The 2,261-nt window shown below is 31.9% G+C and carries 1 protein-coding gene; it reads left to right on the top strand.

The genetic code is table 11. The features are described 5' to 3' along the window. Positions 1-268: 268 nt before the first annotated feature. Positions 269-2,008, top strand: a complete 1,740-nt coding sequence (locus VNJ50_RS03470; protein WP_325579085.1) for a transposase — start codon at positions 269-271, stop codon at positions 2,006-2,008. Positions 2,009-2,261 lie beyond the last annotated feature (253 nt).

Here is a 2,261-nt window from a genome sequence, read left to right as displayed (position 1 = left end):
GTATTGTTCACGCTTTTATCTTGGAGAATCTAAAAGTAGAAGATCAGCTTTTCTATTTTCCATCAGTTGAGTCCAGTCTAAAAAGGTCAAAGAGTCAAAGAATTCAGATTAACAATAAAATTTAGGCAAATTATTAAACCTCTTAATTGATTTTTGAATGCTTCATTATGAGAGGTTTTCAAATACTGCCAATAGCTTTGCAAGTGTTTGATAATCAGGGCTGAATAGTTTAATTATTTACGTTAAATATTTGAATATAAGTAATATAATGCGTATCTTTACTGTAGTATTTAACACCGAATATGATATGTTTAAAGCAAATAGTCAATTAAATTTATTCAGTTATACCACAGAGCTTAGTAAGAAACAACGCGAGTTACTTGACAACTCTAAGGAAAAGTGGTTTTATAAACTTATATTCAGCAATATAGATGAGATGGCTTTTAAGCCATTGTATTCTACAAAAGCGAGCAGGCCAAATGTTGCTGCAAACATTTTAGTTTCGGCTATGATATTAAAAGAGTTTAGAGGGATTAGTTACAATGAGTTAATGGAAAGTGTGATGTTTGATATGCGATTTAAGACAGCACTTGGTATGGTTTCGATTGATGAGCAACCTTTTTCCAGAGCAACACTTTTTAATTTTCAAAACAGAATTTTGGAGTATGAAGAACAAACAGGAATTAATTTAATTGAACAAGTTTTCGATAATTTAACGGCTCAACAAATCAAACAACTTAAGCTAAAGACAGATATTCAAAGGACAGACTCTACGTTGATATCTAGTAACATAAAGAAGTATTCGAGAGTCCAATTATTGATTGAAGTATTGCTACGATTAGAAAGGATACTTCAAGAAGAAGATAAAACTCAAATTAGCAAGCTATTACAGGCTTATTTAAAAACGGGCTCCGATAAATACGTCTATGCATTAAAATCAAATGAGTTGCCACGGGAATTAGAGAAGCTTGGAAAAGTATACCACGCTGTACATACTATAATAGAGGGTAAAGCTACATATGAAGGAGAAAAAGCGTTTGTCAATTTTGAGCGTGTGTACAAAGAGCATTTTGTTGTTGTTCATGAGCAAGTCTCACCTAAGGCTAACGATGAGTTAAGCAGTAAAATGTTGCAATCTCCTGATGATCAAGAAGCAACCTATCGGAAAAAGAATGGACAGCATAATAAAGGATATACAATAAATGGCACTGAAACGGCAAACCCTGAAAATCCTGTACAATTAGTTACTGATGTGGGCGTTAATCCCAATAATATTGACGATAGCGTAATATTAAACCAGCGCATTGAAAATCTCAAAGAAAAAACTCCCGAATTAAATGAAATACACACAGATGGTGGTTATGGTAGCCAAGATAACGACAAAGCATTACTGAAGTTGAAAATCACTCAAATTACTACAGCAGTCAGAGGACGTGAGAGTGAAATACCAAAAAAAATAGAACAACTAGATGAAAAATCAGAAAGTTACATCGTAGAATGCCCTCATCAAAAAGTAACTTCAAAACCAACTCCAAAGCATCATAAAGGACAATTCGATTTAAGTATCTGCAAAGGGTGTCCACTAAATCAGAAATGCCAAATATTTAAAGATAAAGGGAGGTTTTATTTTAACCATAAGGATTATTTGCGAAATAAGCGAAATCGCAATATCAACAGTATTCCAAAAGAACGGCGAAAAATAAGACCTAACGTTGAAGCTTTAATGAAAGAGTTTAAAACCAAGACCCAGGCAGGGAAATTAAAGGTTAGAGGGTTGTTTAAAACCAGTCTCTTTGCTTATAATATGGGAATTGCAATAAATTTCGGAAGAATTTATAGATATGTGTCAGAAAAAAACATAAAGGAGGCTTTTTCTTTTAATTTGAAAGTTTTTTTAGCGAAAATATCGTCAAAAAAAACAAATAGTAAACTTCCAAACAAAATTATTTCGACAAATATTGAAATCAAAAACTTATTTTGCAAATTTACGCCTGTCAATCAAGTATGAAACTTTGTGTATTTAGACAGGACTCATTTTTAATTAAGAAAACGTGTTGGAAAAAATTTAAAAGTTTTTTTAGCGAAAATATCGTCAAAAAAACAAATAGTAAACTTCCAAACAAAATTATTTCGACAAATATTGAAATCAAAAACTTATTTTACAACTTTACGCCTGTCAATCAAGTATGAAACTTTGTGTATTTAGACAGGACTCACTAATGCCAAAACTACTAACTTAGCATCGTTGCGTTTTTCTTTGT

This window comes from Gelidibacter sp. (assembly GCF_035577925.1).
Lineage (GTDB): Bacteria > Bacteroidota > Bacteroidia > Flavobacteriales > Flavobacteriaceae > Gelidibacter.
The sequence above is the reverse complement of the archived record's forward strand: the minus strand, read 5'-3'. Positions and strand labels throughout refer to the sequence as shown.